Raw genomic sequence first — 23,034 nt, forward strand, 5'->3', positions numbered from 1 at the left:
TATGATACCTGTGATTGTCGTTGTAGGCGGTATACTGTTACTCTTGCTGCTGGTAATTGTCTTCAAACTCAGTGCTTTTTTTTCATTGCTCATTACCTCCCTGGCGGTTGGTGTCGCCCTCGGTATGCCGGTTTTAGATGTGATCGCCTCCATCGAAAAGGGAATTGGAAGTACCCTGGGTTCATTAATCATGATTCTGGGGTTTGGAGTTATGCTCGGTAAATTGATAGCCGATGGGGGAGGGGTACAACGCATGTCCACGAGTCTGATCCGCGTGTTCGGAACGAAGAATGTGCAATGGGCGGTAGTGCTCATTGGGTTTGCCGTTGGTATTCCGATGTTTTATAATGTTGGTTTTGTCATTCTCGTACCGTTTATTTTTGCCATCGCTGCGCAGACAGGACTTCCGCTTATTTATGTGGGCCTGCCGATGCTTGCCTCCTTGTCTGTAACCCATGGCTATCTGCCGCCGCATCCGGGGCCGACGGCAATTGGTGCAATGTATCATGCGGATATGGGCCTAACCCTTATTTACGGAATAGCGGTGGCAATTCCAGCGATTCTTTTAGGCGGTGTTTTTTTTTCCTGGACGCTGAAAGGTATCAAACCCAATCCACCTGTGCAGTTCACCAACGTAGAATTGCCCGCTGAAGAAAATATCCCAGGGTTTTGGACCAGCTTGTTTACGGGCTTGCTACCCGTACTGCTCATAGCGTTGGCTTCGTCCCTGTCTTTTGTTCTCCCGGAAGATTCACCCGTGTTGGCAGCCGTTACTTTCATTGGGAACCCCAATATCGCACTACTAATATCTGTGTTTGTGGCTGTCTTTACCATGGGGATTTCGCGTGGAAAATCCATGAAGGAGGTGATGGACAGCCTAGAAGAATCCGTGCGTAGCATTGCGATCATTTTGTTTATTATCGGTGCTGCCGGCGCCTTCAAAGAGGTGCTGGTAGACAGCGGTGTAGGTGATGATATCGCTACGTGGGCCAGCCGCTTATCGCTCTCGCCGTTGGTTTTGGTGTGGGCAATTGCTGCCGCCATCCGGGTGGCGCTGGGTTCGGCGACCGTTGCTGGGCTGATGGCGGCTGGCATCGTCTTACCCATGATTGAGGCTACCCATACGAGTCCGGAGCTGATGGTGTTAGCTACGGGAGCAGGGTCGCTGATGTTTTCCCATGTTAACGACACGGGTTTCTGGATGTTTAAAGAGTATTTCGGTCTGAACATCCGCGATACCATTTTATCGTGGTCACTGATGGAGACAATTGTTTCCATTGTAGGGCTTGTAGGGGTTTTGGTACTGAATAATTATGTTGCATAGCTGATTGCTAGGATCGTCCATGGATGAGGAATCGGATTACTCCTCTTGTTGAACTACTTTATGCAAACCCAGTTCAGTAAAAAATGTGATACAGCGGTAAAATACTTAGGGGTTCCTGTAGTTTTGGCCCGCAAAAGGCGTATTTTTATGCGTTAAGAAGAAATGGGGATACCCGGTTCTCCACTCAGATACTAAAATGAAGAAGAAATACCTATATATTGCGATAGCGATCGTTGCTGTGGCCTTTGTAAGTTATCGCCTGACACGAAGTGACAGGGCAAAAATCGCACCGCCTGTTCAAACCAGTGGAGGAGGTCCAATGGAAGTTAACGCAATTGTTGTAAAACCCCGGGAATTTTCCAATATGATCACCCTTTCGGGTTCGATAGAACCCAATGAGCAGGTACAGATACGTTGCGAGGTATCGGGCATTGTACGTGAGCTTTCATTCCATGAAGGAGGAATGGTACAAAAGGGTCAGGTGCTTTTACGCATAGACGATTCAGAGTTACAGGCACAGCTTATTCAGGCGCAAAGTACCGAGAAACTGGCGGAAGATAACGAAAACAGAGCCCGTTTGCTGTTGGAAAAGGAGGCGATCAGCCAACAGGAGTATGATGTAGCACATGCCGATTACGAGTCGGCTAAAGCGCAGACTGCACTCATCCGGGCGCAGATCGCCAAGACGACAGTACGTGCTCCTTTCAGCGGCCGCATAGGGCTCCGGTCTATTTCAGAAGGCGAATACCTTACGCCCGCTACCGTGGTAGCTAACCTGTTGAGTATTAATCCGGTTAAAATTCTCTTTTCGGTGCCGGAGAAATACAGTAGCCAAATCCGCGTAGGACAAGGGATTTATTTTGGTGTGAGTGGGTCGAATGCCCGGTATCGTGCAGACATTTACGCCATTGAACCGGGCGTAGATGCGACAACACGTACCATCCGTATCCGTGCGGTGGCAGAAAATCCGGGAGAACAGCTTTTTCCCGGCTCTTTTGCACGCATCGAGCTTCCGCTGGATCATGTGTTGGATGCGGTATTGGTGCCGACGGAGGCAGTAATTCCTGTACAAAATGGAAAGCAGGTGTATTTACTTAAGGATGGAAAAGCCAAGGCGGCACCTGTGGAAGCAGAAAACCGTACCCGTACGGATGTGTTGATTACAAGCGGTGTAGATATTGGCGATACCGTCTTGGTCTCCGGTATCATGTCGCTGAAAGATGATATGCCCGTACGTGCACAGGTTGTTGAACACGATTAAAATCCAAGGCCATGAGTCTCTCCACCATTAGTATTAAAAGGCCGGTTCTCACCATCGTGATGAATCTCGTGCTTATCTTATTCGGTGTCATCGGATATACATTTCTTGGTGTACGCGAGTTTCCATCCATTGATCCGCCGATTGTATCCGTACGTACAAACTATGCAGGGGCAAACCCGGATATCATCGAATCTCAGATCACGGAGCCGTTAGAGCGCTCCATCAATCAAATTGATGGTATCCGCAATATATCTTCATCGAGCAGCCAGGGATCTAGCCGTATCAACATCGAATTTTTACTAAGTAAGAACCTGGAGGAGGCAGCCAATGACGTGCGTGATAAGGTGTCGCAGGCAATGCGGAGCTTACCCCAGGATATCGATGCTCCACCGGTGGTTTCAAAAGCCGATGCAGATTCAGAACCGATCATTGTGATGACGGTACAAAGTGAGACACGTTCGCCACTTGAATTGGGCGATATTGCAGATAATATCATTGCGCAGCGGCTACAGACACTTCCCGGTGTAAGTTCGGTGCAGATTTGGGGTGAAAAGCGATATGCCATGCGGTTGTGGATCGATCCGATGCGTTTATCGGCATATGGCCTCACACCGCTTGATGTCCGTGACGCACTGAACCGTCAAAATGTGGAGTTGCCTTCGGGGAAAATAGTTGGAGAAAATACCGAATTGTCGATTAAAACCATTGGCAATTTGACTACCGAGGAGGAATTTAATAACCTGATTATCCGTTCCGAAGGCGATCGGATTATTCGATTCGGGGATATCGGTAATGCGGTGCTCGGCCCGGAGAATCTGGAAAGCGAATTCCGGGAATCGGGATCAGTGATGGCAGCCATGGCGGTTATTCCGCAGCCAGGTACAAACTATATCGACATTGCCAATTCGTTTTATGAGCGATTTGAGCAATTGAAAAATGAAGTGCCCAATGACATTAGGATGGAAGTGGCGATGGACAATACGTTGTTTATAAAACGGTCCGTGTTGGAAGTAGGCGAAACGATTGTCATTGCATTGGTGTTGGTAATACTTATCATCTTTGTCTTTTTCCGGGATTGGGGAATCGCTTTTCGTCCGTTGATTGATATACCGGTTTCTTTAATCGCGACCTTCTTTGTGATGTATCTGCTGGGTTTTTCGGTCAACGTGCTGACATTGCTGGCTATTGTGCTGGCAACGGGATTGGTGGTCGATGACGGTATTGTGGTGACCGAAAATATCTATAAAAAAGTGGAGGAAGGGATGTCGCCCATTATGGCCGCGATTAAAGGGGCTAATGAAATTTTCTTTGCGGTCATTTCTATTTCTGTTACGTTGGCGGCGGTATTCCTGCCGGTAATGTTTATGGAAGGATTCGTGGGTCGGTTATTTAGAGAGTTCGGCGTGGTGATTGCAGCTGCGGTTTTAATCTCGGCATTTGTCTCATTGACACTTACACCGATGCTCAATGCCTATTTAATGCGGAGTGGGGGAGCTAAACATTCTTGGCTGTATAATGTCACGGAACCTTATTTTGTCAAAATGACCACCGGATATGCCAACTCATTGAAGCGTTTTATGAAGGCAAAATGGGTGAGCTTTCCCGTATTGGCGATTTGTTTTGGGTTAATTGCATGGTTTTGGGTACACCTGAAGAAAGAGACCGCACCTTATGAGGATCGCAGCCTGCTTCGGGCCAGTGTGACTGCCCCCGAAGGAAGCACATTTGAATACATGGATCGTTTCATGCTGAAAATGATTCAATTGGTAAATGACTCCGTACCCGAGAAATCGGTAAATATGGTGAACACCTCGCCCGGTTTTTCAGGAACAGGTTCGCCCAACACCGGAATGATGCGTATCGGTCTGGTACCACCCGAAGAAAGAGAACGCTCGCAGGAAGAAATTGCCGAGGCCCTGACCCGGCAAGTCCGCGAGTTTACCGAAGCGCGGACATTCATCTCGCAGCAACCCACGATTTCGGTTAGCCGCCGAGGCGGCATGCCCATCCAGTACATCATACAAGCGCCGAATTTTGAGAAATTGCAGGAAAAGATACCTGAGTTTATGAACCTGGCAACGGTCGATCCGACCTTCGTGAACGTCGATGTCGATCTGAAGTTCAATCGACCCGAGCTGAATGTCAGCATTGACCGGGACAAGGCACAGGGCTTGGGTGTGTCTGTGCTTGACGTGGCGCAGACCTTACAACTTTCGTTAAGCGGGCAACGTTTTGCCTATTTCTTGATGAATGGTAAACAATACCAGGTTATCGGCCAGTTCTCCGATACGGATCGCAGCTCGCCACTGGATTTGGCGACGATATTTGTTCGCAGTTCCTCCGGAGATTTGATTCAGCTGGATAACGTTGTCAGCATGGTGGAAAAAAGTAGCCCACCTCAATTGTATCACAACAACCGTTTCATGTCTGCCACGGTTTCTGCCTCATTGGCGAAAGGAAAAACCATTGAAGATGGAATTGATGCAATGGACCGCATCGCTGAAAAAGTGCTGGATGATAGTTTCTCCGTGGATTTAGGCGGGGAGTCCCGTGATTTCCGGGAAAGCAGCTCCAATACGTTGTTTGCATTTGGCTTGGCGTTGTTACTGGTTTACCTGATTCTTGCTGCCCAGTTTGAAAGCTTTCTGGATCCGTTTATTATTATTCTGACAGTCCCCATGGCGGTTGCAGGTGCCATGCTGTCGTTGTGGATCACTGGAGAATCATGGAATATTTTTAGTCAGATCGGTACTGTCATGCTCATCGGGCTGGTTACCAAAAATGGGATTCTGATTGTGGAGTTTGCTAATCAGTTGAAAGAGCGGGGTAAGCCGGTGCGGGAAGCGATTGTGGAGGCGGCCGAAGCACGGCTACGTCCGATATTAATGACCAGTTTGGCAATTTCGTTGGGCGCATTGCCTATTGCCATGGCGTTGGGTGCTGCGGCCACAAGCCGGGTTGGCATGGGTGTCGTAATCGTCGGAGGAACCCTATTTTCGCTGATCCTTACACTGTATATCATCCCGGCAGTTTACGCCCTATGGTCCAGAGAACACAAAGTGAATCCAGACTTGGAAGAAGCCAAGCGTATCGAGGAAGAAGTGATGGCAGGTGCCCATTAATTATGAAGAGACTTATTTGTATTGTATGCTACCTATTCCCTTTTTTGGGGATTGCACAACAAGAACTTACCCTGGAGGAGGCAGTCGCCATTGCATTAGAAAATAATTATGACATCCGTTTGGTGTCAAAAGACGTGGCCATTGCCGATAATAACGTGAGCATAGGAAATGCCGGCATGCTCCCATCGGTCAGCGCGGATGTATCTGCGGCGGCCGGCATTCAGAACACGACGCAGACGCTGTTAAGCGGAGAGACCCGTGCCGTGCGTGGGAATAGGACTCGCTCGTCTGCATATGGCGCGAGTTTGGATTGGACTATCTTTGATGGACTTCAAATGTTTACCCGCTATGAGCAGCTGAAAGAATTAAAAGCATTAGGCGACGCGAATCTGAAAGCTTCCATACTGGCTACGGTTTATGACGTGGTAAGTAGCTACTTTGATCTGGTACAGCAGCAGCAACTGATCAATGCAACGCAGACAGCGCTGGATTTATCGGCATTCCGGCATCAGACAGCGGAAAACAGGTATCAGATTGGAAGGGCCTCCAAGTTGGAAGTCCTAGCTGCAAGTGTGGATCTCAATACCGATACAACCAACCTCCTGAGGCAGCGAGATCAATTTAGAAGTACGCAAATACGGCTCAATGAGCTCCTTGCGCGCGACGTAAATATGGTATTCAGTGTTGCAGATACCATCGTTATCGGCAATGACCTTTACTATGATGTATTAAGTCAACAGGCAAAAGAATTAAATCCGACGCTGCAATCTGCGATTGTTAATCACCGTATTGCACAATTGGAATTGAAACGCATAAAAGGAGAGCGGTACCCCATTGTCAACCTTTCTTCGGCCTATACCCGTTCACAATCCCAAACCGCATTGGGCTTCTCCACGCAGTCAAAAAATAATGGGTTCAGTTATGGTATTTCGGCTTCTATGAATATATTCAATGGATTCCAGCAGCGACGAAACGAGCGGAATGCTGAATTTACAATGGAAGCCGCGGAGATTGAAGTCGATAAGGTCAGGCAGAACATCGAAGCACAATTACTTGCGGCTTACCAAACCTATTTGATGAATTTGGAATTAGTACGGCTGGAGGAACGAAATAAGGACATCGCCCAGCAGAATATGGAGATTACCCTTGAAAAATTTAAACTGGGAAGCATTGCTCCCCTGGAATTCCGTGAAGCCCAGCGTAATTTTGTGGATGCCGTCGCCCGCTTCAGTACCGCCCAATACCAAGCGAAATTGGCCGAAATCACCTTACATCAAATTGCAGGAACGTTGAAGATGAAGTGACATTGGTTTTTTTCTGAAATTTTATGTAAGTTTGATATCCCAAAAGAGGCTAACGCATAAACACTATATTTTATGATATTGGTAGCAGATAGTGGATCTTCACAATCGGATTGGATGTTGGCGCTTCCTGATGGCAAGCGGTTGGCGTTTACGACCAAAGGGCTAAATCCTTTTTTTGTGAATGAAAAGGACATTGCGAAGGTCATACAGAATGCAGAGGAAATCACGCCGTATGCAGACCGTGTAAGTGAAGTTTATTTTTTTGGCTCAGGCTGTACCAGCCCCGATCGGCGGGAGATGGTTTCAAATGCGTTATCGCAGTTGTTTACCCATGCCTTTATTTCGGTGGAAACCGATTTGGTGGGGGCAGCCTATGCAACCTGTGGCAACCGGAAAGGATATATTGCTACGTTGGGTACAGGATCTGATGTCAGCTTTTTTGATGGTGAAGAGGTTCTACCCACCCGCCAGGGGATCGGCTATGTGTTGGGCGACGAAGGTTCGGGTGTTTGGTTCGGAAAGCATTTGGTAACCAGTTTTTTGTATGATACAATGCCTGCAGATCTTATGGCAGCATTCCGTACGAAATATCGGATCAATAAGGAAATAGTGATCAAAAATGTCTATCAGCGCGCATTTCCTAATGCGTATTTAGCGTCCTTTGCGGTATTCCTGAGCGACCATATAGATCATCCCTATGTGAGTGAACTGCTCAAGGCGGGGTTTACGGAATTTATCGTTACGAACATTAAGCCGTTTCCCGATTACAGGGATTATGTGTGTCACTTTGTGGGATCGGTGGCATTCCATTTTATGGAACAGTTGCGTGAGGTATGTGAAGAGCATGGAGTTAAAATTGGAAAAGTGCTGCGGCGCCCGATTGAGGAGCTGTTTCATTACATTATTCAACGGGAAAAAAATTACGAAATACAACTGTAGTTATGAACCGTCCATGTTTAAAATTTCATTTTTATCACACAACGAAATGTAAATTTTAAATAGGATAAGCTCCATCTGACCGATGAAATAAAATTATATACAGATGAAATCATTGTTTTTAGTGTTAGCGGCCGTGCTGATGGTCAACCCGGCAGAAAATGTATATCAATTCAGTATTACCTCTATTGATGGGAAAAAAGTGGATTTGTCTCAATTTAAGGGTAAGAAGTTGTTGATTGTGAATACCGCATCCAAATGCGGATATACGAAGCAATATGCGGGCTTGCAGGAGCTTTCGGAAAAATATGCGGATAAGGTAGTAGTGATTGGCTTTCCGGCTAATAATTTCGGTGGACAGGAGCCGGGGAGCAACGACGAAATCCAAGGCTTCTGTGAAAAAAACTTTGGGGTGACTTTTTTATTGGCGGAGAAAAGCAGCGTGGCCGGTGAAGATATTTCCCCTTTATTTAAATACCTTACCGAAATGGAGAACCCAGATTTTACGGGTGAAATCAAGTGGAATTTTGAGAAGTTCTTGATCGATGAACAAGGAAATCTCATTCACCGTTTCCGAAGCAAAATAGAACCGATGAGTGCTGAACTTACCGGTAAGCTATGAAAAAAGCCTCCTGATAGGCAGGAGGCTTTCAAACTAACCAATTATAAACCTAAATTATGAAAAGTACGTTGTTTCTTAACCTTTGATAACTATAACGAATAACCGTCGAAAATAGTTTGTAATTTATTTTTTATATAAAATTAAAATTTTTTAATAAAAAGTTAAGTTTTTCGCCCCCGATAGAAGCACGCCCGGCATCTCGGTTCATAGCTTTCCTTTTCTCCCAGTAAGAACCGTTTCTCTTCTTCAACGATGCGATATGAGTAATTTGCGGGTGCTCCACAACGTACACAAACAGCATGCACTTTGGTGACATGCTCAGCTATTGCCATTAAGGCGGGTACGGGCCCGAATGGGCGTCCTTTGAAGTCCATATCCAACCCGGCGACGATCACACGGATTCCGTTGTTGGCCAGTTGATTGCAAACCTCCGGTAGCTCATCGTCAAAAAACTGAGCCTCGTCGATGCCAACCACCTTGGTTCCGCTACTCAATAACAGGATAGCGGATGAACTGTCTACGGATGTGGACGGTATGCGATTGCTGTCATGTGATATAATAATCTCGTGATGATGTCGTGTATCAATTGCCGGTTTAAAGATCTCTATTTCGAGTCGGGCTAATTGAGCACGCCGCATTCTACGAATCAATTCTTCCGTTTTACCCGAAAACATCGAGCCACAGATTACTTCGATGCTGCCATACGAAGCATCTTTGCGCACGAGCCGGTCTTCCGAAAATAACATGAAACATCTCTCCTTTTTGTGTGAATATATCTGCTTTCGAGGGCTGCTAATATCAGAATTTAATGTTAATTTTGGCTAAACTTTTTATAGAAGGACAGTTTGCCCTAGGTGTAAAATAAAAACTTTTCATTGAATATGGCGACAAAACAGCAGATTTTAGAGAAAATTACCGTATTACTGCAAGATATCAACCACCAGTTTGAGCAATTAGCAGACCATGCTACTGCTTCAGATGATCTAAAAGGAGATCTTTTCGAAGCAACCGTAAATTATTTCGCTGCGCATGTAACCATCTATAACAAGCTGTTGAAAAATGACACTTCCCAACAGTTGGAATCCAAGGAGGAGACAGTATTTACACCCACTATTGATTCCGAGCGGGAAAACGAGATACATGCAGAGCAGATAGAGGAGGTGAGTCCGGCGGAATCGGAAATAGCAGCAGAGTCAGAAGTATCCGATGAATCAGCCGGCGAAGCGGATACGGAAGAGGAAGTTACGCCAATTGAGATTAATGCTGAGGAAAATGAAACCGAATCTTCGGAAGAGGTATTACCTGTGGATGCAGAAGACAATGAAAGCGCGGATGATTTAAATACAGATGGTTCAGATGAAGAGGCAGCAGGAGAGGCAGATGATGCGGAAAGTGAGGAAGACAGCGGCGATCGGAGCGAAACGGAAGCCGCGGAAGTAGCTAATGAGGTGAAGGAAGTGGTCAATGAGGTAACGATTGAAAACAAGGAGGTGCAGGTCGAGCCAGAGCGACCGACAAGACCCTTGTCTTTAAACGAACGCATTTCGGCCCAACGGAGGGGAGAGACGACGACGGGTGTTCATCCGTTGCTGTCGGCGCAGCGCGGAGAAACCGAACGGATTGCAGATATTAAATCTGCCATTAGCCTTAATGATAAATTATTGTTCATTAAAGATCTGTTCAATGGGTATAGCCTGGCTTATAGCGAAGCCATTGAATTGCTTAATCGCTACGATGATTTTGCATCAGCCGATGCATTCTTGCAGGCGAATTATGCCCAAAAAAATAATTGGGCCGATAAACCCGTTGCAGTGGATAAGCTTTATGCCGTTCTACGGAAACGGTTTGGATAACTTTTTCTACGTTAACGCTATTTGAGACTAACGGCACCATAGCGTGAACTGATGTTTACGGAGTTATTCGTGGATTTGTTCCAATAACCCGTATAACTTTTTGATGTTGTGCCTTCAGAGCTGTTGCTGATGCTGACACGGTTTTGATTGTAGTCGAATCCACCATAGCTTACCGCGACGTTGAAATTGAACGTTGCTTCAGCCGCCGGTTCAATGTTTACTTTGGCATAAGATGCAGCTACATTGACTTTTTTGATGGCCGGGCCAAGCCCTATTTTGAAAGGTGCACCGTAGCGTAAAGCGATATCTGCTTCCTGATTGATCTGACCGATTTCACCACCGCTATAGCTGATTGCAAGCGTAAGTTTTTCTCCTTCCGATAGGGTGAATCCGCCGTATTTTACAGAGACGTCACCATTCTGCAGGTAGTCGATCTCCGCTTTTGAATAGGCAACCGAAAGAGAATTGTCATTGGCATTCAGCCGACCTGCCCGCAAGCTACCATAGCTGACAGATAGCGAGACCTTACCATCACGATCGTCTAGCTCAATCGGTCCATATCGATTGGCAAGGGTTAGGTCATTTCGCTTGGGCATGTACACTTCGTAGTCTATGTTTAAGGCTCGGTCGCCGCCTCCGTTGGTCAGCGAAGACCACCAGTTGGAGTCCGAAGAGGAAATGTTCGTCTTCAATGAGATCGTGTTTCCCGAGGTCGATTCATCGATCTGTACACGGTCCAAGGCATCCTGAGCTCGTTTTTCAGAATTTTCAGCCGTACGTATTGTGATCGTTATTTTTACTTCATTGCGGTTCCAGTTGTGTATGGAAATTTTGCCGTATCGATTGTCGATCGAAAGCCGGTGACTACTGTTGACCGGATATACTTTTTCAATAACCTTTTCCTTTTGGAAAGAAAGAGACGGCGAGACAAAATCAATGGAAGCTATGGACTGTATTACTTCCTCCTGAATATGCAACGCAATTTGTTCAACATCATCGACGATCGGCTGAGCAATTGTTTGTGTGCTGTATAGGCAGGCAAGAGCTGCCATTGAAATGTATGTGTTAAATTTGTTCATTTTTGGTTTGGTTTTCATTTTTATCCAGATAATTCAAAATTTCCATTTGTTGGCTAAGCACCTCAATCTGCGCTTGAAGGTTACGTATCATTGCGGCTAAGGTCAACTCCTTATTGGGGCTGTTTGCAAATTCCTGTTTAAGCGTTTCATAGTTGGCTTCTATCTGGCTGAGCGCTTTTGAAAATTCATTGTGCAGCGAGGGGTTTTTAGTCGCGATGATGGCAACCGAATCCTTTTTCTGCAGCACCAATTGGCTGTAAGTTTGCTGCTCAGCTGCCAGTTCCGGATTAATGTGGCGATAATCTTCATAGGCATTTTTCTTTCCGTAAAAATACACCAGAATACCAGCCGTTCCGATCAGGAAAGTGATTGCTGCCACTTTGAACACACGGATTAACATCTTTCGGACCGTTATTTGGTCGGCTGATTTTTCCCGCTCTTCCAGTTCTTTTTCAATCCGTTGCCAAAGCTCTTTGGGTGGATGTGCACTGTCAAATGCCGTCCTGTTTTCTGTTACAAATTTTTTCAAGTTCCTTTTCATCTCTCCTCCTATTAGTTCATTCAGTTCCTCAAATTAGCTAGCAGTTTCCGTTTTCCCCGGAGAAATTGGCTCCGTGAGGTAGCTTCACTGATGCGGAGGATATGGGCAATTTCCTCGTGGTCATATCCCTCCAGCAAGTGTAAGGTAAGTACCAGTCGATAACCGTCAGGCAATTGGCTGATTGCAGTTTTGATGGTTTCTACCCGCCACTCCAAATTGTCTTCTTCGGCTGTCTCATCGGCGATTTGTTCACTCTCCTCCAAGGATTGGAATGCCAGTTTCCGTTTCCGAAGTGCCGATATCGATTTGTTGACAACAATTTGTTTCATCCACAGCCCAAATGTGCTCTCTTGGCGGAAACTGTCCAAACGGGTGAACGCATCCACAAATGCTTCCTGCAATACATCGGCGGCTTCCGCCTCGTCCTGAACAATACGGAGCGCCGTATTATACATCGCCTTTGCATACAGGTTGTATAGTTTGAATTGGGATTGGCGGTCGCCCCGTTTACAGGCTACTACCAACTCATAATGCTTATCATTGAATGAAGTTTCCAATTATGTACTTCGTCTAACGTTCAACATTGCCGTATTCTTTTTTCCTGTTTTGATCTTAACTTGTTTATATAATAGACGCAGCCGATTGAACGCATGTTGCATATTATTGGAGAAAAGTTACTGAAAGTTCTCTAAGTTTGCAGCGATGCATACCATTAAATTGAAAAAGGACAAGACGAAAGCTGCCCATCAACGGCATCCCTGGATATTTTCCGGTGCGGTGGCGGAAAGCGGAGGGAGACCCCAGGATGGGGATGTAGTGCGGGTAGTTGACCATTTAGATGAATTTATCGCTTATGGTCTGTATAACGGGCAGTCGCGTGTAGCTGTCCGGCTGATCGAGTGGGACGTTGACCGGTTCCCTGACGAGGACTGGTGGCGTGTACGTGTACGACGGGCGGTAGAAGCTAGAAATCCCTTGTTGCGGTCTTCAGATACCAACACCGTACGCCTTATATTTGCGGAGTCAGATTTTCTGCCCGGACTGATTGTTGATAAATATGCCGATTTCCTTTCCATCCAGATTCACGCCTCTGGAGTTGAGCGGGTCAAGCAGCTGGTAACAGACGAGTTGAATCAATTACTGAATCCACAGGGTATTTACGAACGTAGCGACGCCAATGCGCGCCAGCACGAGGGGTTGGTGCCTGCAAACGGCGTGTTATCGGGTAACCTTCCCCCAGAGTGGCTGGAAATCAAGGAAAATGGTATTCGCTATCAGGTAAATATCGCGGAAGGACAGAAATCCGGTTTCTATTGTGACCAACGGGATAATCGTTTATATACAGCACATTACGCCTGCGGTAAGCGGGTGTTGGATTGTTTCTGCTATTCGGGAGGATTTTCTTTGAATGCATTTGCTCACGGGGCCGCATCGGTTGTAAGTGTTGACAGCTCGGCATTGGCAATGGAAACGCTGAAGCGGAATGTAGCAGTTAATGGCTTTGATGAAAGCAAGCATATAGCCATACAGGCGGATGTAAACAGGCAGCTTCGGATATTTTCGGATAGCGGTCAACGGTTCGATTTGATTGTATTAGATCCACCCAAATATGCACCCTCGCGATCTAGACTTGAAAAGGCAGCGCGTGCGTATAAAGACTTGAACCGACGGGGACTGCTTTTATTGGAGCAGGGCGGTTTGCTGGCCACATTCTCTTGTTCGGCTGCCATGGATATGGCAACGTTTAAACAAATATTGGCGTGGGCTGCCTTGGATGCAGGTAAAGAAATTCAATTTATACGGCAATTTACACAATCGGATGATCATCCTGTACGCGCCTCATTTCCGGAAGGGGAATACCTAAAAGGATTGCTTTGCCGTGTGGTATGATGGCTAGTTAACCTGTTGAGAAAAAGCGATGCCATCCCGTATTACCTTGCAAGCCATCTGAATCTCGTCATCGCTGATGGTAAGGGGCGGAGCTATACGCAGTGCCGTGTCGCAATGGAGAAACCAATCGATAATCACACCGTTTTCCGCACAATATTGGCTGATTTGTTCCACCTGAGCAAAGTTATCCATTTGCAGGCAGAGCATTAACCCAAGACCACGTACTTCGCGAATCAGTGGGTGTTGCAGGTGTTGCCGAAATAATTGTGCCTTTCGTTCCACTCCTTCCGTCAATTGGTCGTCCAAAATTACATTGAGTGATGCCAGTGCTGCTGCGCAGCTTACCGGGTGTCCGCCAAAGGTCGTAATGTGACCCAGGATCGGGTTGTCAGTAATAACATCCATCACTGCTTTGTTTGCAACAAATGCCCCGATAGGCATTCCTCCTCCCATGCCTTTGGCGAGCAGGAGAATATCGGGAACAATACCGTAATGTGCGAAAGCAAAGAGTTGGCCGGTACGACCAAACCCAGTTTGAATTTCGTCAAAAATTAGGAGCGAACCCGTCTCGTCACACCGTTTACGGATAGCCTGCATGTAATCTATGTCGGGTACGCGGATGCCGGCCTCGCCCTGTACAGCTTCCAGAATTACCGCTGCAGTAGCTGAGGTAATCCGATTAACGTCTTCGACAACGTTGTAACGGATGAATTTGATCTCCGGTAGGAGAGGAGCATAGGCACAATGATATTCCGGGTTGCCGATTAGACTTAGCGCCCCTTGGGTACTTCCATGATAGGCTTTTTCGGCCGCAATGATCTCGCGTCTTTGGGTGTATTTTTTTGCGATTTTCATCGCACCTTCCGTAGCTTCGGTGCCTGAATTGGTGAAATAGACGGTATTGAGGTGGTTGGGGAGTAACGAGAGCAGCTTAGTGGCAAACTGTACCTGCGGAGCCTGTATAAATTCACCGTAAACGGTCACATGCAGGTATTTATCGAGCTGGCTAGCTATAGCTTGAAGCACATTGGGATGGCGGTGTCCGATGTTGCTTACGGCAAATCCCGATACGAGGTCGATATATTTTTCGCCGTTGGGTCCATACAGGTATACTCCTTCGGCACGCTCAATTTCGATGAGTCTCGGTGAGTGGGAAGTTTGGGCCGTGTTTAATAAGAAAAGCTGCCTGTTGCTAAGCATGTGCCACTGCGGTTATTCATTATCCCTATCGCGCCGCCGGTGTTGCAATTCCCGGAGTAGATAACTGCGGAATTCTTCTTCCACTTCAAAAAACCGGGAAGCCCGGGCCGGGCCGACTATTTCAGAGAAGCGTTTGCGATAGATTTTCTTTACCTCCAATTCCTTGGCATCAAAGGCAAGTACATCCCGGTTAGAGGGATTGAGGTTATTGCTTGGCAACTTTTGACTTTGAAGATTCGGGGTATAAGGTGTCTTGTCACTGCGTCGCTCACGTTTCAACGTAGATATTTCCCTGAAATACTGGTTATATACCGGGAAGAATTTCTGGGCTTCCGATGGAGTGAGATTGAGTTCCTTCGTGATGAAAGCAATTTTCTCCGCTTCGATTCGCTCAAATCGTTGTGCCCTGGTTTCCTGTGCCACTGCAATAACAGAAAACAGCAACATAACGGTGGTAAAACTTAATTGTTTTATTGCGGTCATTTCTACAGCGTATGATTAAGGTAAGCCTCAAGATCCTCTTCACTAATGCTCTCGCCGATGACACGCTCGTCGAAGTCATCGAGCTGTTCCGAAATGTACATCATGTCATTGTCCGTACCGTAAAGCTCCAAATAGTTGAGTATCTCCTGGTCGGATACCGATGCCAAATGGCTGGATGTTGCAGGCTGGTCTTCAACTGCCAACCGAGTAACGCCGACAATGCTGGCTACCAACGCGATACAAGCAGCGGCATAAGCCATCCACCTTGGTCGGCTGATTTTTCGGATGGGTATTTCCTGTTGTTGGTAAGTCTGGCGGGATAGGTTATCTTGCAGGGTTTCGAAATAAGATGCCGGAACCGAAAAACCTGAATCCGAGGCATTTTCATTCAGCTTCTGTTGGAGTAATAACTGTTCTTCCAATTGGTCAAAATAACCGTCAGGGATGGAAAAACCTGATTCCGTAATCGTTTCCTTCAGCTGTTGTTCTTTGATTTTTGCTAGAATACGATCGCCCAATTGATCGAAATAACCGGTAGGTACGCTCCCTATACTCTTTATGTGTTGTACTTCTTCGATCAATCTGCATTGTTGCAGCGTGCATTCCTGAAGGTCCGTAAAATAACCGTCTGGGACAGTATACGGATTCACACGTAACACTTCGGGCAGGGATTTGTCCGGAGTGTCGATTGGGCGGTATGTGTGTTTTTCCTTCATGGTAATTCTTAGATGTTTTTGTTACGTGAAGGTTTAATCGTTTGCTTCAAAAAATTGCGTTATTTTCTTCACGGCCAAGTGGTAAGAGGCCTTCAATGCTCCTACACTGGTACCCACGATTTCCGATATTTCTTCGTATTTTAGATCATCAAAATATTTCATATTAAACACCATGCGCTGTTTCTCGGGAAGTGTAAGCAAGGCTTGTTGCAATTTTAATTGGGCTTGCGTACCGTTAAAATAATTGGTGTCGGTCAATGAGTCGGCTAAATAAGCCGAACTCTCATCGTCTAGCGATACGTTTTGACGTTGCTTTTTCTTGTTCAGAAACGTAATGCATTCATTGGTGGCTATTCGGTAGAGCCACGTATATAATTGTGCGTCCTCCCGGAAGTTTCCAAGGTTTTTCCACACTTTAACAAAAATGTCCTGTACCAGATCATCCGCATCATCGTGGTCGATGACCAGGCGCCGCACATGCCAATAGATTTTCTGTTGATATTTCTTTAGCAATTGTGCAAACGCCTCGTCACGCGTACGCTTGTCGGCAAATTTATCCAGTATCTGTGCATCTTCCATCATTTGCTGCACTTTCCCTGCGTGGGTATTTATTTGCGTTTAATCACCCGTTGGACAGCAGCAACGATATTAGCCGCATTCAGGCCGTATTTTTCCATCAGCTGAGCGGGAGTACCGCTTTCGCCGAAGCTGTCGTTTACGGCAACATACTCTTGGGGAGTTGGATTGTTTTTTGCCAGTACCTGGGCTACACTATCGCCAAGTCCACCTAAACGGTTATGCTCCTCGGCGGTGACCACACATCCGGTTTTGGCTACCGACTTCAAAATTGCTTCTTCATCAAGGGGTTTGATCGTATGGATATTGATGATTTCTGCGTCGATTCCCATTTCAGCCAATTGTTCTCCTGCTTGGATGGCTTCCCATACCAGGTGACCTGTGGCAAAAATACTTACGTCTTTGCCTTCGTTGACCATCCATGCTTTGCCGATTTCAAACTTTTGATCGGGTGCTGTAAAAATGGGAACTACCGGACGGCCGAAGCGCAGATACACGGGCCCGTGATGATCTGCAATGGCGATGGTGGCTGCCTTGGTCTGATTGTAATCGCACGGGTTGATCACCGTCATGCCGGGCAACATCTTCATCAGTCCGATGTCTTCCAGGATTTGGTGGGTTGCCCCGTCTTCCCCAAGTGTTAGGCCCGCATGCGAAGCACAGATCTTTACATTTTTATCGGAGTATGCGATGGATTGGCGTATTTGGTCATACACCCTTCCTGTGGAGAAATTAGCGAAAGTCCCTGTATACGGGATTTTTCCGCCAATGGTCAACCCGGCAGCGATCCCCATCATATTAGCTTCCGCGATGCCTACTTGAAAGAAGCGTTCGGGAAATTCTTTGATAAAATCATTCATTTTCAGCGAACCGATCAGGTCGGCACAAAGCGCCACGACATTTTCGTTTTTCCGGCCTACTTCCAATAAACCGGCTCCGAATCCAGAGCGGGTATCCTTTTTATCTGTATATGTGTATTTTTTCATCTGTGTATAATTTGCTTTTTAACGGCGATGAAGCTATCAGATTTTTCATCAGCGTATGTTTTAAACGGCATTCAAGAGGGCAAAGCCGTTTATTCATTCCCTTGTGTGATTGAATAAATCATGATGGTTTCATTGTTTTTAAGATTTGAGATATAAGACGTCAGATATGAAACTTGGATAAGAGGTGTCAGACTCTGTATTGCCTAAACGTTGTCTGATGTCTGAGATCTGTTGTCTAACGTCTAATCAATAATCTCCGAGTGTTTCCTCCAACTGGGCGAGTGCTGCGGCGAGCTGTTCGTCATTGGGTGCTACGCCATGCCATTTGTGTGACCCCATCATAAAGTCCACCCCGTTCCCCATTTCCGTTTTCATCAGAATCAATACAGGTTTACCCTTTCCCGTACGGGATTTGGCTTCCGCCAATCCTGCCAACACTTCACTCATCACATTGCCCTTCATTTCAAGAACATCCCAGCCAAAAGCTTCCCATTTTGCCCGGAGATTGCCAAGCGACAGTACCTGCTCGGTAGAGCCGTCGATCTGCTGTCCATTGTAATCAATGGTAGCAATGAGGTTATCAACTTTATTAAAAGGAGCATACATGGCGGCCTCCCAGATCTGCCCTTCCTGCTGTTCGCCGTCGCCCATCAACACATATACCAAATGGTTGTCGTTATTGAGTTTTTTTGCACGTGCCGCACCGATAGCCACAGACAGCCCTTGGCCGAGGGAGCCGGATGCCACGCGTATGCCGGGCAAGCCTTCGTGCGTGGTTGGATGCCCCTGAAGGCGTGAATTGATCTGACGGAAGGTTGCCAGCTCGCTCACTCCGAAGTAACCTGCACGCGCCAGTGTACTGTAAAATACGGGTGAAATATGTCCGTTGGACAGAAAGAAGATATCTTCTCCGATACCGTTTATATCAAATCCTTCCTTTCGCTCCATGGCACTGAAATATAGGGCAACGAAATATTCAGTACAGCCCAATGATCCGCCGGGGTGCCCGGATTGGCAGGCGTGGACCATCCGTACGATGTCCCGTCTGACCTGCGATGCGATTTTTTCTAATTTCGTGATGTCTTCGTTCATTATATGGTTATTATTCGATTTGACGCAAAGTTAAGATTTTACGGTAACTTCTCTGCGCTACAGCAGGGGTTTTAATACCTTCCACACGTTTTCAGCTAGGATTTGATGTCCTTCTGCAGTTGGATGGATACCGTCAGATTGATTTAGTTTGGATTCGCCGGCTACGCCTTCCAGCAAGAAGGGAACATAAGCCATGTTATTTTTTTTTGCCAATGTGGGAAAAATGGTTGTGAACGCCTTACCATAGTCGCCACCCATACTGGGCGGCACCATCATACCCGTTAATACCAATTTACAATCGGGATACTTGGCGGTGACTTTGTCAACAATATGCTGCAAATTTTTTTGGGTTTCTTCCGTAGGTATGCCGCGTAAGCCGTCATTGGCACCCAATTCCAATACAAATATGTCTATTTTTTCGTTTAACAGCCAATCAATACGTTCATTGCCGGCAGCGGAGGTCTCACCACTTAGGCCGGCGTTGATTACGCGGTAGGGAAGTTCGAGCGAATCTATCCAATGCTGGATAATGCCCGGAAAAGCCAGCATCTGGCTTTCCAACCCCATCCCCGCGGTTAGGCTATTCCCAAAAAATAAAATATTTTTAGTTTCCGATGGAGTGATCAGGGTATCCGGTTGCACTTCGGCCGATTGTCCCTCAACACCCGTACGGGAGGAATTACCACAACCTAATGCGATGAAAAGCCCGAAAACAGCAAATGCCCTGATCACCATTGATTACATTGCTTCTGCTACGACTTCCTGCACTTCCGGTACCATCCGTTTTAATAATCCTTCGATACCTGCTTTAAGTGTAATGGTGGAAGAAGGGCATCCACTGCAAGAACCACGCAACTCAACCACAACAGTACCTTCATCGAAAGACTTATAATGAATGGCACCTCCATCTTGCTCTACAGCAGGGCGTACATAATCGTGCAGAATCTGCTGTATTTTGATTTCAGTTTCTGTGCCTTCAAAGGTGACATCCTCGTCTTTTGAGATTTCCTGTACTTTAAGCTCCGACTCAACAGCACCTTTTACAAAGTCTTTCAGGATGCCTTCAATGTCTTCCCATTCAGCATCGTCAGTTTTGGTGATTGTCACAAAATTACTGGCGAAAAATACACCGTTGACAAAGTTGAACTTGAATAGCTCCCGTGCAAATGGAGAGTCCTGAGCTTTTTCCCGATCGGGATAATCCAAGCTTCCATTGATCAATAACTTATTGACCAAAAATTTCATGGTTGCCGGATTGGGTGTATATTCGGTATAAACGTTGATCGTTGCCATTTTTTCCTCGTTTTTTACAAAGATATTAATATTCCTCGAACATTGCAGTCAACGTATCGTCAAAGGTTAGACGCCCGTGTAGTTCCAGGGGGTTATCGCTTTTAGTTCTGTTTTTACGTCATCGCTCACATTCAGGGTTTCAACAAATGCCTCGATTGTGGCTTCGGTAATCGCATCATTCGTTCGTGTCAGCTCTTTGAGTGCTTCATAGGGTTTGGGATATCCCTCCCTTCTAAGAATGGTTTGGATGGCTTCGGCTACGACCGCCCAATTCTGTTCTAAGTCGGCTTTCAACGCCGCCTCGTTGAGAATCAATTTTTTTAGCCCCCTCACCGTAGATTTGATGGCAATCAGGGTGTGGGCCAAAGGTACACCGATGTTGCGTAGCACCGTGGAATCCGTTAGATCACGTTGTAAACGGGATATCGGTAGTTTTGCCGCCAAATGTTCAAACAGGGCATTGGCTATTCCCAAATTGCCTTCTGCATTTTCGAAATCGATGGGATTGACTTTGTGCGGCATAGCTGAAGAACCAATCTGCCCCTTTGTGATTTTCTGCTTAAAATAGTCCATGGAGATATAGGTCCAGATATCTCTACAGAGATCGATCAAAATATTGTTAATACGTTTTAACGTATCACATTGTGCAGCGAAGTAATCGTAATGTTCGATCTGGGTAGTCGTCTGAGAACGCTGTAATCCCAACGTTTCATTCACAAAGGCGTTGCCGAAAGCAATCCAATCTTGGTCGGGATAGGCTACTTTATGCGCATTGAAATTGCCGGTAGCACCGCCGAATTTGGCGGCGTTGGGTATGGACTTGAACAACGTCAGTTGGTTGTTCAATCGCTCGATAAATACCCGGATTTCTTTTCCAAGCCGGGTAGGAGACGCAGGCTGTCCATGTGTACGGGCCAGCATTGGGATCACCGCCCACTCAAGTGCCAATTCTTCCAATGTGGAAATCAGGCTTTCCAGTTGCGGGATATATACCTGGGTGGCTGCTTCCTTCCACGAATAGGGAATAGCCGTATTGTTGATATCTTGTGACGTGAGCCCGAAGTGAATGAATTCCAGTGAATCAGTCAGTCCCAGCACTTCAAATTTATCCTTTAGGAAATACTCAACCGCTTTTACGTCGTGATTAGTTTCCTTTTCTTTTTCCTTGATCCACTGGGCGTCTTCCAACGAAAAATGCCGATAGATATCGCGCAATTTATCATCAAGGCTACCGTCAAAATGAATTAGCTGTGGAATGCCTGAATGACAAAGACTGATGAAATACTCAACCTCTACAAATACACGATATTTGATCAGGGCATATTCTGAAAAAAAACCGGCTAACTCGTGTGTCGCCTGATGGTAACGACCATCCACCGGAGAGACAGCCATGAGCGGTGATAACGTCATACTGAAAATAGTTTTCCGCAAAGGTAGCTATTTGAACGGCGAAATGCGAAATACGAACGCAGAAATGACACATCCGCTAGTGGGATGGAACTAATTTCGTCACTCATCCGGTCATGGAAGCGACGGGCTACCCAATGAGTCGGTCCTCATGGTCGTATCGGTTGTATCGCCCCATGTTGCCGTATCTTGGCCAATTGAATCCGAAAGTGGAGGTGTGTCATTGGTGTCCTGTCGTTGTCCGGGGCCGCCGCAGGAAGCCATTCCGATTAATAATCCGCAAACTAGTACTAATCTAAGCGTTTTCATACGATTGTTTTTATATGAGTAAAATGAATAATAAAATACCATTAAATAGTGAGGCGTCCACCGGTAACCGGAAGCGTTGCACCTGAGATGTAGTTAGCCTCATCCGAAGCAAGAAACACATAGGCAGGTGCTACTTCCACGGGTTGGCCCGGTCGTTCAAAGGGTGTATTTTCGCCAAAATGTTCGTGATCGGGAATTGTTGAAGGAATGAGTGGTGTCCATATCGGTCCCGGCGCTACGGCATTCACGCGGATACCTTTGCCCTGTTCCAGCAATATCTGGCTGAGATTGGCCGTAAAATTTTGGATAGCCGCTTTGGTGGCCGCATAAGGCAACAGCGTAGGATTGGGTTCATAAGCATTCACCGAGGTGGTATTGATGATGCTTGAACCGGGCGGCATATGCGGTTGTGCAGCCTTACAAAGGTAAAACATGCTGTGTATGTTGACGGCAAATGTTTTTTCCCACTCCCATGCTGGGATATCCTGTAAGGTCTCACGGGACATTTGGTACGCGGCATTGTTTACCAAAATATCGATTTTACCGAACTCTTTTAGGACGGTCTCAATGATCTTCTGACAATGTTGTTCCGAACTGATATCACCTTTTACCGATAGCGCTTTTCTGCCCGCTTCCTCGACGTATTTCAGCGTATCCTGTGCATCGCGGTCTTCCGTATCGTCTAAGTAGCTGATCACAATATCAGCTCCTTCCCGGGCAAATGCGATGGCCACCGCCTTTCCGATGCCCGAGTCGCCGCCGGTTATAAGGGCCACTTTACCTGTTAGCCTGTCTTTGCCGCGATACGATTGCTCACCATGATCCGCTTTTGGATCCATCGCTCCCTCGGTTCCGGGAACCTCTTGTGGTCTCCGCGGGAAGGGTGGCTTGGGATATTTGGCCGTTGGGTCCGTCTTTTTATCTGTCGTCATGGATTTTTTCTATTATGTTGCCGTTTTGTTTCTCAGGCTAACAATCGAGTCTTTGGATGGTTTCATTTTTATGAGATCAACCCTCGGCTTAACCTTAAAATATGTGTA

At 46.5% G+C, this 23,034-nt stretch carries 23 protein-coding genes; 8 read left to right on the forward strand and 15 right to left on the reverse strand.

Going from position 1 to position 23,034, the window contains the following annotated elements; genetic code table 11:
• Position 1: 1 nt before the first annotated feature.
• The 6 genes from IEX60_RS14050 (at position 2) to IEX60_RS14075 (ending at position 8,569) form a co-directional block, all read left to right on the forward strand.
• Positions 2 to 1,324 (forward strand): gluconate:H+ symporter, encoded by a 1,323-nt coding sequence (locus IEX60_RS14050; protein ID WP_229717569.1) that lies wholly within the window; start codon positions 2 to 4, stop codon positions 1,322 to 1,324.
• Between the two features lie 196 nt (positions 1,325 to 1,520).
• Positions 1,521 to 2,585 carry an efflux RND transporter periplasmic adaptor subunit gene (locus IEX60_RS14055; RefSeq protein ID WP_188751680.1) on the forward strand — a complete coding sequence of 355 codons (1,065 nt, stop codon included), beginning with the start codon at positions 1,521 to 1,523 and terminating at the stop codon, positions 2,583 to 2,585.
• A gap of 11 nt (positions 2,586 to 2,596) precedes the next feature.
• On the forward strand, positions 2,597 to 5,707 hold the full coding sequence (locus tag IEX60_RS14060; RefSeq protein ID WP_188751682.1) for an efflux RND transporter permease subunit: 3,111 nt from the start codon (positions 2,597 to 2,599) through the stop codon (positions 5,705 to 5,707).
• A 2-nt stretch (positions 5,708 to 5,709) separates the two neighbouring features.
• The gene (locus tag IEX60_RS14065) at positions 5,710 to 7,011 is read left to right on the forward strand and encodes a TolC family protein (RefSeq protein ID WP_188751683.1); all 1,302 of its coding nucleotides are present in this window, start codon (positions 5,710 to 5,712) and stop codon (positions 7,009 to 7,011) included.
• Between the two features lie 72 nt (positions 7,012 to 7,083).
• A complete protein-coding gene (locus tag IEX60_RS14070) occupies positions 7,084 to 7,950 on the forward strand; it encodes an N-acetylglucosamine kinase (protein WP_188751685.1) in 867 nt (288 codons plus the stop codon).
• 103 nt (positions 7,951 to 8,053) lie between these two features.
• Positions 8,054 to 8,569 (forward strand): glutathione peroxidase, encoded by a 516-nt coding sequence (locus IEX60_RS14075; RefSeq protein ID WP_188751687.1) that lies wholly within the window; start codon positions 8,054 to 8,056, stop codon positions 8,567 to 8,569.
• Positions 8,570 to 8,730: 161 nt separating this feature from the next.
• Here IEX60_RS14075 and IEX60_RS14080 read toward each other — a convergent pair whose 3' ends face one another.
• Positions 8,731 to 9,315 carry a thymidine kinase gene (locus IEX60_RS14080; RefSeq protein WP_188751689.1) on the reverse strand — a complete coding sequence of 195 codons (585 nt, stop codon included), beginning with the start codon at positions 9,313 to 9,315 and terminating at the stop codon, positions 8,731 to 8,733.
• A gap of 135 nt (positions 9,316 to 9,450) precedes the next feature.
• Here IEX60_RS14080 and IEX60_RS14085 point away from each other — a divergent pair, with 135 nt between their 5' ends.
• Positions 9,451 to 10,422, forward strand: coding sequence for a DUF8457 domain-containing protein (locus IEX60_RS14085; RefSeq protein WP_188751691.1), 972 nt, complete (start codon positions 9,451 to 9,453; stop codon positions 10,420 to 10,422).
• A gap of 17 nt (positions 10,423 to 10,439) precedes the next feature.
• Here the strand turns inward: IEX60_RS14085 and IEX60_RS14090 are convergent, their stop codons facing one another.
• The 3 genes from IEX60_RS14090 to IEX60_RS14100 are packed head-to-tail and all read right to left on the reverse strand — an operon-like array spanning position 10,440 to position 12,599.
• Positions 10,440 to 11,501, reverse strand: coding sequence for a hypothetical protein (locus tag IEX60_RS14090; protein WP_188751692.1), 1,062 nt, complete (start codon positions 11,499 to 11,501; stop codon positions 10,440 to 10,442).
• Positions 11,488 to 12,042 (reverse strand): hypothetical protein, encoded by a 555-nt coding sequence (locus IEX60_RS14095; RefSeq protein ID WP_188751694.1) that lies wholly within the window; start codon positions 12,040 to 12,042, stop codon positions 11,488 to 11,490. Before IEX60_RS14095 ends, IEX60_RS14090 begins: the two co-directional genes overlap by 14 nt.
• Positions 12,043 to 12,062: 20 nt before the next feature.
• Complete coding sequence (locus tag IEX60_RS14100) at positions 12,063 to 12,599, reverse strand: RNA polymerase sigma factor (RefSeq protein WP_188751696.1); 537 nt, start codon at positions 12,597 to 12,599, stop codon at positions 12,063 to 12,065.
• Positions 12,600 to 12,744: 145 nt separating this feature from the next.
• Here IEX60_RS14100 and IEX60_RS14105 point away from each other — a divergent pair, with 145 nt between their 5' ends.
• Positions 12,745 to 13,932 carry a class I SAM-dependent rRNA methyltransferase gene (locus IEX60_RS14105; RefSeq protein WP_188751698.1) on the forward strand — a complete coding sequence of 396 codons (1,188 nt, stop codon included), beginning with the start codon at positions 12,745 to 12,747 and terminating at the stop codon, positions 13,930 to 13,932.
• Positions 13,933 to 13,935: 3 nt separating this feature from the next.
• Here the strand turns inward: IEX60_RS14105 and IEX60_RS14110 are convergent, their stop codons facing one another.
• The 11 genes from IEX60_RS14110 to IEX60_RS14160 form a co-directional block, all read right to left on the reverse strand.
• Positions 13,936 to 15,132: an aspartate aminotransferase family protein gene (locus IEX60_RS14110; RefSeq protein ID WP_188751700.1), complete on the reverse strand. Its 1,197-nt coding sequence runs from the start codon at positions 15,130 to 15,132 to the stop codon at positions 13,936 to 13,938.
• Between the two features lie 12 nt (positions 15,133 to 15,144).
• Positions 15,145 to 15,615 carry a hypothetical protein gene (locus IEX60_RS14115; protein WP_188751703.1) on the reverse strand — a complete coding sequence of 157 codons (471 nt, stop codon included), beginning with the start codon at positions 15,613 to 15,615 and terminating at the stop codon, positions 15,145 to 15,147.
• 2 nt (positions 15,616 to 15,617) lie between these two features.
• Positions 15,618 to 16,331 carry a hypothetical protein gene (locus tag IEX60_RS14120; protein ID WP_188751705.1) on the reverse strand — a complete coding sequence of 238 codons (714 nt, stop codon included), beginning with the start codon at positions 16,329 to 16,331 and terminating at the stop codon, positions 15,618 to 15,620.
• Positions 16,332 to 16,364: 33 nt separating this feature from the next.
• Positions 16,365 to 16,910 carry an RNA polymerase sigma factor gene (locus IEX60_RS14125; protein WP_188751827.1) on the reverse strand — a complete coding sequence of 182 codons (546 nt, stop codon included), beginning with the start codon at positions 16,908 to 16,910 and terminating at the stop codon, positions 16,365 to 16,367.
• 29 nt (positions 16,911 to 16,939) lie between these two features.
• Positions 16,940 to 17,893: a transketolase family protein gene (locus tag IEX60_RS14130; RefSeq protein ID WP_188751707.1), complete on the reverse strand. Its 954-nt coding sequence runs from the start codon at positions 17,891 to 17,893 to the stop codon at positions 16,940 to 16,942.
• Positions 17,894 to 18,139: 246 nt separating this feature from the next.
• On the reverse strand, positions 18,140 to 18,985 hold the full coding sequence (locus IEX60_RS14135; protein ID WP_188751708.1) for a transketolase: 846 nt from the start codon (positions 18,983 to 18,985) through the stop codon (positions 18,140 to 18,142).
• Positions 18,986 to 19,042: 57 nt separating this feature from the next.
• Positions 19,043 to 19,720 (reverse strand): arylesterase, encoded by a 678-nt coding sequence (locus IEX60_RS14140; protein ID WP_188751710.1) that lies wholly within the window; start codon positions 19,718 to 19,720, stop codon positions 19,043 to 19,045.
• A 3-nt stretch (positions 19,721 to 19,723) separates the two neighbouring features.
• The gene (locus IEX60_RS14145) at positions 19,724 to 20,278 is read right to left on the reverse strand and encodes a NifU family protein (protein WP_188751712.1); all 555 of its coding nucleotides are present in this window, start codon (positions 20,276 to 20,278) and stop codon (positions 19,724 to 19,726) included.
• 66 nt (positions 20,279 to 20,344) lie between these two features.
• Complete coding sequence (purB, locus tag IEX60_RS14150; RefSeq protein WP_188751714.1) at positions 20,345 to 21,688, reverse strand: adenylosuccinate lyase; 1,344 nt, start codon at positions 21,686 to 21,688, stop codon at positions 20,345 to 20,347.
• A gap of 111 nt (positions 21,689 to 21,799) precedes the next feature.
• Positions 21,800 to 21,994 (reverse strand): hypothetical protein, encoded by a 195-nt coding sequence (locus IEX60_RS14155; RefSeq protein WP_188751716.1) that lies wholly within the window; start codon positions 21,992 to 21,994, stop codon positions 21,800 to 21,802.
• A gap of 41 nt (positions 21,995 to 22,035) precedes the next feature.
• Entirely contained in the window at positions 22,036 to 22,926 is an 891-nt protein-coding gene (locus tag IEX60_RS14160; RefSeq protein ID WP_188751718.1) for an SDR family oxidoreductase, read from the reverse strand.
• Between the last annotated feature and the right edge of the window lie 108 nt (positions 22,927 to 23,034).

It is taken from the genome of Parapedobacter defluvii, assembly GCF_014642075.1.
GTDB lineage: Bacteria > Bacteroidota > Bacteroidia > Sphingobacteriales > Sphingobacteriaceae > Parapedobacter > Parapedobacter defluvii.

Bases quoted from the DNA above. Each gene is read 5' to 3' on its own strand.
- IEX60_RS14050 (WP_229717569.1), top strand. From the start codon at position 2: ATGATACCTGTGATTGTCGTTGTAGGCGGTATACTGTTACTCTTGCTG.
- IEX60_RS14055 (WP_188751680.1), top strand. From the start codon at position 1,521: ATGAAGAAGAAATACCTATATATTGCGATAGCGATCGTTGCTGTGGCC.
- IEX60_RS14060 (WP_188751682.1), top strand. From the start codon at position 2,597: ATGAGTCTCTCCACCATTAGTATTAAAAGGCCGGTTCTCACCATCGTG.
- IEX60_RS14065 (WP_188751683.1), top strand. From the start codon at position 5,710: ATGAAGAGACTTATTTGTATTGTATGCTACCTATTCCCTTTTTTGGGG.
- IEX60_RS14070 (WP_188751685.1), top strand. From the start codon at position 7,084: ATGATATTGGTAGCAGATAGTGGATCTTCACAATCGGATTGGATGTTG.
- IEX60_RS14075 (WP_188751687.1), top strand. From the start codon at position 8,054: ATGAAATCATTGTTTTTAGTGTTAGCGGCCGTGCTGATGGTCAACCCG.
- IEX60_RS14080 (WP_188751689.1), bottom strand. From the start codon at position 9,315: ATGTTATTTTCGGAAGACCGGCTCGTGCGCAAAGATGCTTCGTATGGC.
- IEX60_RS14085 (WP_188751691.1), top strand. From the start codon at position 9,451: ATGGCGACAAAACAGCAGATTTTAGAGAAAATTACCGTATTACTGCAA.
- IEX60_RS14090 (WP_188751692.1), bottom strand. From the start codon at position 11,501: ATGAACAAATTTAACACATACATTTCAATGGCAGCTCTTGCCTGCCTA.
- IEX60_RS14095 (WP_188751694.1), bottom strand. From the start codon at position 12,042: ATGAAAAGGAACTTGAAAAAATTTGTAACAGAAAACAGGACGGCATTT.
- IEX60_RS14105 (WP_188751698.1), top strand. From the start codon at position 12,745: ATGCATACCATTAAATTGAAAAAGGACAAGACGAAAGCTGCCCATCAA.
- IEX60_RS14110 (WP_188751700.1), bottom strand. From the start codon at position 15,132: ATGCTTAGCAACAGGCAGCTTTTCTTATTAAACACGGCCCAAACTTCC.
- IEX60_RS14115 (WP_188751703.1), bottom strand. From the start codon at position 15,615: ATGACCGCAATAAAACAATTAAGTTTTACCACCGTTATGTTGCTGTTT.
- IEX60_RS14120 (WP_188751705.1), bottom strand. From the start codon at position 16,331: ATGAAGGAAAAACACACATACCGCCCAATCGACACTCCGGACAAATCC.
- IEX60_RS14125 (WP_188751827.1), bottom strand. From the start codon at position 16,910: ATGGAAGATGCACAGATACTGGATAAATTTGCCGACAAGCGTACGCGT.
- IEX60_RS14130 (WP_188751707.1), bottom strand. From the start codon at position 17,893: ATGAAAAAATACACATATACAGATAAAAAGGATACCCGCTCTGGATTC.
- IEX60_RS14135 (WP_188751708.1), bottom strand. From the start codon at position 18,985: ATGAACGAAGACATCACGAAATTAGAAAAAATCGCATCGCAGGTCAGA.
- IEX60_RS14140 (WP_188751710.1), bottom strand. From the start codon at position 19,720: ATGGTGATCAGGGCATTTGCTGTTTTCGGGCTTTTCATCGCATTAGGT.
- IEX60_RS14145 (WP_188751712.1), bottom strand. From the start codon at position 20,278: ATGGCAACGATCAACGTTTATACCGAATATACACCCAATCCGGCAACC.
- purB (WP_188751714.1), bottom strand. From the start codon at position 21,688: ATGACGTTATCACCGCTCATGGCTGTCTCTCCGGTGGATGGTCGTTAC.
- IEX60_RS14155 (WP_188751716.1), bottom strand. From the start codon at position 21,994: ATGAAAACGCTTAGATTAGTACTAGTTTGCGGATTATTAATCGGAATG.
- IEX60_RS14160 (WP_188751718.1), bottom strand. From the start codon at position 22,926: ATGACGACAGATAAAAAGACGGACCCAACGGCCAAATATCCCAAGCCA.